The sequence below is a fragment of the Liquorilactobacillus mali KCTC 3596 = DSM 20444 genome (genome assembly GCF_000260415.1).
GTDB lineage: Bacteria > Bacillota > Bacilli > Lactobacillales > Lactobacillaceae > Liquorilactobacillus > Liquorilactobacillus mali.
Map to the genome: position 1 here is coordinate 21971 of NZ_BACP01000021.1, position 7177 is coordinate 29147.

4 protein-coding genes are annotated in these 7177 nt (G+C 35.0%); 3 read left to right on the plus strand and 1 reads right to left on the minus strand.

Annotated features, from left to right (window positions below; all coding sequences use genetic code 11):
- Positions 1-160 precede the first annotated feature (160 nt).
- Entirely contained in the window at positions 161-2407 is a 2247-nt protein-coding gene (locus GSM_RS03200) for an ATP-binding cassette domain-containing protein (RefSeq protein ID WP_003689501.1), read from the plus strand.
- 112 nt (positions 2408-2519) lie between these two features.
- Here GSM_RS03200 and GSM_RS03205 read toward each other — a convergent pair whose 3' ends face one another.
- Positions 2520-3926, minus strand: a complete 1407-nt coding sequence (locus tag GSM_RS03205; protein ID WP_010077797.1) for an APC family permease — start codon at positions 3924-3926, stop codon at positions 2520-2522.
- 604 nt (positions 3927-4530) lie between these two features.
- On the opposite strand from GSM_RS03205, the gene GSM_RS03210 reads away from it, so the two are divergent.
- Positions 4531-5766, plus strand: coding sequence for a multidrug efflux MFS transporter (locus GSM_RS03210; RefSeq protein ID WP_003689482.1), 1236 nt, complete (start codon positions 4531-4533; stop codon positions 5764-5766).
- A gap of 314 nt (positions 5767-6080) precedes the next feature.
- On the plus strand, positions 6081-7177 hold a 1097-nt coding region (locus GSM_RS03215; RefSeq protein WP_010077798.1), incomplete at its 3' end, for a cation:proton antiporter.

Below are 7177 nucleotides of genomic sequence, written 5' to 3' on the forward strand. Positions count from 1 at the left end.
ATCCTACAACAGGATTTTAAAAGAATATTTTGTGAATTTGATACATTGGTTTAGACTACATTTCCCATTTGAAAATTTTTGATTATCAAAATAAAAAATGATAACATTGCAGTTGTTTGAAAAATACAAGTGGAATAATAAAGAAAGAGAGGAGTAGCTAGTGAATAATGAATGGATTGAAATCTTCAATGCATATCAAAATAATTTAAAAAACGTTTCTATTAAAATACCTAAGCATCAATTAACAGTTTTCACTGGTGTATCAGGTTCTGGGAAATCAACTTTGGTGTTTGATACCTTAGTTGCACAGTCAAGACGCGAGTTGAATGATACTTTTTCAAGCTATATTCAGCACATTTTACCAAAATATGGTAGGCCTGAGGTTGGTAATATCACTAACTTACCAATAGCCATTCCAATTGAACAAAGAAAAATGTCGGGCAATGTCAGATCGACAGTAGGTACATACACTGAAATATATACTTTTTTAAGATTACTCTTCTCAAGATTAGGCAAACCATTTGTTGGTTATTCCGATGTTTTTTCCTTTAATCACCCTCAGGGAAAGTGTGAAGTTTGTGATGGCTTAGGGTTTACGAAAGAAGTTAATTTGCATTACTTAGTTGATTTCAACCAATCGCTAAATGAAAATCCAATTAATTTCCCAACTTTTGGGAATGGTGCATGGCGTTGGAAACGATATGCGGATAGCGGTTTATTTGATTTGGATAAAAAAATTAAAGACTATTCAAAAGAAGAATTGGATATGTTTCTCTATGCACCCCAGCAGAAATTAGCAAATCCTCCTCAAAAATGGCCAAAAACGGCTCTGTATGAAGGAATATTACCAAGAATCAAAAGAAGTATTATAAACACTGATGAAGGCAAGCGGCATAAAAAACAACTTGAAAAATTTGTGACAACAAAGGTATGTCCTGCCTGTAATGGTTCAAGACTAAACGCTAAGTCACTTAGTTGTAAAATTAAAGGACGAAACATCAGTGATTTAGTTGCCATGCCATTAGACGAATTAAGCAACTTTATTAAATGTTTGAAAAGCTCACTAGTTAAAGATGTTAATGTACAAATTATTAAACGTTTAGATGCTTTGATTACAATAGGTTTAGGTTATCTTAATCTAGCAAGAAGTACTGACACTTTATCAGGCGGTGAAGCACAAAGAATTCGGATTGCCAAACATATCACTAGTTCTTTAAATGATGTCATGTATGTATTAGATGAGCCGAGTTCTGGCCTGCATCCTAAAGATATTGAGCGTATCTATAATTGCTTGAATATTTTAAAAAGGCAAGGAAATACCATTATTTTAGTAGAACATAATCCCTTGCTGATTGAAAAAGCTGATTATATTATTGATGTTGGGCCAGGACCCGGTAATACAGGTGGACAAATCCAATTTTCTGGAACTTATAATGACTTTAAGAATGCTAATACTATTACAAGTTCAGCATTGCGTGAAAAAAAGATTGAAAAACTTAATACGCCTGCATTTAACAGTTGGTTTTCAATTCAACACCAAAGTTTGAATACATTAAAAAATGTTTCTTTGAAATTTCCATTAAATGCCTTAACTGTACTTTGCGGAGTTGCTGGTTCTGGAAAAACATCGCTCGCACACATTATTGGAACAAAACTAGAAAGGGAAGACTTCGAAGTCATTAATATTTCACAAAAGAATATAGGCATCAGTCTCAGATCTACACCTATGACTTATTTAGATATTTTTGATGATATCAGAAAATTATTTGCCAAAGCAAATGCTGTCAGTGTATCCTTGTTCAGCTATAATTCCAAAGGTGCCTGCCCACACTGTAAGGGGAAGGGAGTTATTGTCAATGATATGTATTTTATGGATGATGTTGTGTCAGAATGCGAGTTATGCCATGGCACGCGCTATACCGCGGAAGTTTTACAATACAAGTATCATGACAAAACAATAGTTGATGTACTATCCATGACTGTTAGTCAAGCACTGAATTTCTTTAAAGAAGAGAATAAAATTAAAGTTGGATTGCAAGCTATTTGTGATGTTGGACTTGGTTATTTAAAATTGAACCAATCTTTGAAGACTTTATCAGGTGGTGAGCTTCAACGGATCAAACTCTCAAGTTTTTTACAAAAAGAGGGTAGTGTTTACATTATTGATGAACCCACGAACGGTCTACATTTAAGGGACATTGATCATTTATTAGCACTCTTTGATAAATTGATTGATAAGGGGAATACTATTATCATTATTGAGCATAGTCTAAAAGTTATTCGAAGAGCTGATTGGTTAATTGAAATGGGTCCTGAAGGTGGTAAAATGGGTGGTTCTGTAATGTTTTCTGGTACTTTTAATGAGTTGAAAAAATCAAAAGATACAATTACAAGACCTTATTTATAAAACGTTTTTAAGTCTGTATATGGTGCATGTTTATATGAATAAATAGAGGGTCTAAGTCAAAAAAATTTGACTTAGACCCTTGAAATATTACTAATATGATGTTTAGATTTGTTTAATTATTTTGTTTTTGAAGTTTTGAATGTTGCAATCCATATGTGAAATAAACAATAAGACCTAATACTAGCCAAATTCCGACTGATATTTTAGTGATATTAGGCAGCATAATTATAAAATAAATGCTTGCAATGCCTGCTAAGCAAGGCAGAAAAGGATAAAGTGGCATTTTAAATCCTTTATTTTGAATATCCTGGCGCTTGCGTAAGGGAATAATACCAAAGGAAATAAATGCAAAAGCAAGTAAAGTACCGGCATTAATCAATGAAGCGAGTTCCGTTAGCGGTACTAAACCTGCAAAAAATGCTTGAACGATTGTTGCAACAATAATGGCATTTTTAGGAACAACATGTTTACCACTAACTGCACCCATCTTAGCGGGTAACAGTCCATCACGTCCTAAAGCATAGACTAGGCGTGAACCACCGAAAAACATTGTGATCATTGATGTGAAAATACCAATTAGTGCCCCGATTGTGATCAACTTATTCCAGGTATTTAAATGGATCACTTGCAAAGCATAAGCCGCAGGATCATCAACATTCAGTTCAGAATAATGAACGATTCCAGTTAGAACAAATGAAAATGAGACATACAAAATGACCGAGACGACAACTGTACCTAGTATTCCTTTAACAACATTCTTTTCAGGTTCAATGGTTTCAGCAGAATTAGCTGCTAAAGCATCAAAACCGATGAAAGCAAAAAAGACTGTAGCTGCAGCTGTTGAAATTCCACCTAAGCCGAGAGGGTGTGTCTGAAATTGTTTTGGATAAAAAGGCACGTAGTTACTGGACTTGATATAAAAAGCTCCTACTACAATAAAAGCAAGAATAATGGCTACTTTGATGATAACTGCAACATTCTCTACACTTTTTGAAAGATTAACACCGTTAGAAATAATAAGTGCAATTATTAAAACGATAACTACAGCAGAAAGATTAATAACACCACCCTCTAATGGGCCAGCTTGAAGAGCTTTTGGAAGTATTAAACCCAAAGATTCTAGAATATTATTATTGAAATAAGCAGCAAATCCTGTGGCTTCCGCAGATACTGCTAAGAAATATTCTAAGATCAAAGCCCAACCTAGAATCCAGCCGATGATCTCACCATAAACGACTGAGCCAAAAGAATAGGCTGAACCTGCCACCGGCATTGCAGATGAAAATTCTGCATATGCCATTCCTACAATTCCTGAAACTATTGCAGCTATCAAGAAAGCTATTGTGACAGCTGGTCCAGCATGGAGTGCAGCTTCATGACCTGGCAGAATGAAGATCCCGGTCCCAATTACTGCTCCAATTCCTAATGCTAAAAGATCTCGTGCACGTAAGCTTTTATTCAAACGAGCATCAGCTTTCAAATAAGTACTAACTGATTCTTTCTTAAAGATATTCTTCATGTTTCCTCCTACAATTTGTTAGTTTGTTCTTAAAATTACATGTTCATTAATTCTACCTGTGATGTTTGAATAGTAGACCAAAAAAGATCGGCCATATTTTAAGAACAGCCTCTAAAGTATAACATAAGATGTAATAAAGATTAATCATGATATTTTGCTCATTAGAAACTATGATCTTAAATTATTTTTCTTGATGTAAACAGATTTTATTGTGATTTTAAAATAGTCTAGGAAGAAAGTATGAAAGAAAATTCATCGTACGTGGTTATGTTATATTCTAAAAACTTTGCAAAATGATTGATACGGAGCTAGTCATTCTATTTATTTCAGATAAACATGTTCCATAAGCCCAAATTTTCCGTCTAATCTCGAATCACTCATGGTCAAGAAATTCTTGCGTTTGTAATTTCGAGATAATACTCAAATTTTACTGACTCATGTCACACTCTCTTAAAATAATATTAATAATATTACGAGGCAATTTAAATAACTTTTCAGCTTAAAAGGCGTAAAATTAATTTATTGCTAAAAAGAAGCATGGGGATATACAAAACTATTTTATTTTTTATTGTTATTTTCATAAAAATCGAAAAGGTGATTTTACATGAGCATTATTAGTTTTCTGAGAGATAAGTCTAATCATTCAGAATGGCAGCAAAACCTACGTATACTTTGGTTTGGGACCTTTATGGCCGGGATTGGTTCAAGCTGTGTCGCACCGTTTATCGCATTATTTATTGGTCAGTTAGGTCATTTTTCTAGTGCAGAAAATGCTTTTTGGAGTGGCTGGGCTTTTTCTGCACCCTTTATAACAAAGGCACTTATTTCGCCTTTTTGGGGTCGCCTTTCTGATAAGTATGGACGTAAACCAATGTTGATTCGTGCTTCCTTGGGAATGTCTCTTGTAATGATGGCGACGGCATTGGCAGGAAATGTTTATGAATTGATTGGCTTGCGGCTCCTTTTAGGAGTGTTTAATGGTTTTATTAGTACTGCTAATACCTTGGTTGCAATCCAAGTCCCAAGGAACAAAAGTGGGCAGTCTTTAGGAACATTAGCAACAGGAAGTGTTTCAGGAACCTTGATTGGCCCATTGATTGGTGGAACAATTGCTGATTTGATTGGATACCGATATACTTTTTTAATGACGGGACTATGTTTATTTGTTGCCTTTTTGTTGGTCGTTTTTTTTGTACATGAACGCTTTACCCCTATAAATCAAGAAAAAGACAAGCCTGCCACTAATTTTTTTAAAGCTTTGCCACATCGTAAAATTATTTTAGGAATGTTTTTAACAACAATGATTATTCAAGCATCTAATAATTCAATTGAGCCAATTTTAAGTCTCTATGTACGCCAATTATTGAATGGTCAAGGTCATATAGCATTAGTAGCCGGAATAATTGAAGCAATTAGTGGAATTGCTACTCTATTTGCGGCGCCATTTTTTGGACGTTTAGGAGATCATTGGGGGACACATTGGATTTTACTAAGTGGCTTAATTTTTTCAATGCTGATTTTTATACCAATGGCATTTGTACAAAATGTTTGGGAGTTGGGAATATTACGTTTCTTAGTTGGCATTTCCGATGCTGCTTTGATTCCAAGCGTGCAAACACTTCTTTCTAAAAATTCATCGCACAGGGTAATGGGTGAAGTTTTTAGTTGGAATCAAAGTTTCCAAGCGGTTGGAAATGTTGTTGGACCGCAAATTGGGTCCAGCGTAGCACGAATTGGTGGTTATCGTGAAGTCTTTTTATCAACTTCTGTTTTGGTTTTAATTAATTTCTTGGCAGTCTTTAGAAATACCGATGGATTGCGTGAGAAGTCCCACAATTAAATTTTGCTCAAACAAGTATGGATAAGATGAGTAAATGCTGACTATGAAACATATTGAATTTGTGCTGCGAATTTGTATGTTTCAATTAATAAATTAAAGAGTATTATATTTCCAAACAACTTTAACGCAGTCAGGCAATATAACAATTGCAAAGCAAGGTGTATCTGCAATTGTTTAAGACAAATTGAAGAACCTATCCTGATTATCTCGCAAAAAACATCAGCTTTTTTTGTGGTGAGAAAAATAAAATGGTAAACTTATGTGATATATATTTGTGGATTGCTGCCTTAAACTTTATGAACGGAGTGTATTTAATGTCTTTTATTGGTTCACTAGTTATTATTTTGTTATCTACCACACTTGCGGGGCATGTGACTGCAAGAGTTGGGGTTCCTGCGGTCCTAGGCCAACTCTTAATTGGGATAATTATTGGTCCAGGTGTCTTGAACTTTATTCATTCAACCGAACTAATAGAGCAATTCGCTGAAATTGGTGTTATCTTGCTGATGTTTATGGCGGGAATAGAGAGTGACATGAAGCAACTGAGAAAATATTTTAGGCCGGCCCTATTAGTTGCATTATCAGGTGTTTTGTTACCTGTAATTCTGATGGGCACGGCCAGTCTATTATTTGGTTATCATTTACAAGAATCTTTATTTATCGGTGTTGTTTTTTCGGCTACCTCTGTCAGTATTTCTGTAGCAGTAATGCGTGAATTTAAGGCGCTTAACGGCAAAGAAGGAACAACAGTCCTCGGAGCTGCAGTTGCAGATGATATTCTGGGGGTTTTGCTGTTGAGTTTAATGATAGCCCTTGTAGGTAATAGCGGGACGGCTAATCATGGAAGTTCAAACAATATTTTAGTGCAGTTGGTTTTCCAAGGAATCTTTTTTGCAGGTGTTTTTCTCCTTGTTCGTTGGATTGCACCAAGCATCATGAACCTAAGTAGTAAATTATTAATTCCAACTAGTAGGACCATCTCAGCCGTAATCATCTGTTTATCAATGGCCTATTTAGCTGAATTTGTTGGTTTATCTGGTGCAATTGGTGCATTTTTTGCAGGAATTGCAGTTGGACAAACTCCAACTAAAGAAATCGTTAGTACTAATATTGAACCGATCAGTAACGCTATTTTTGTACCTGTTTTCTTTGTTAGCATTGGCTTGAGTGTATCATTTAATAACTTTTTGACCTCACTACCATTTATCGTAACTATGACAATACTCGCAGTCATAACAAAATGGTTTGGTGGAGAATTAGGGGCATTACTAGCTGGTTTTGATAGAAATAGTGGGCGGGTAATCGGTACTGGAATGATTGCACGTGGTGAAATGGCTCTCATTACTGCCCAGATTGGTTTTAATGCACATTTACTTGATAAGGCTTTATATATGGATATTATTTTTGTGAT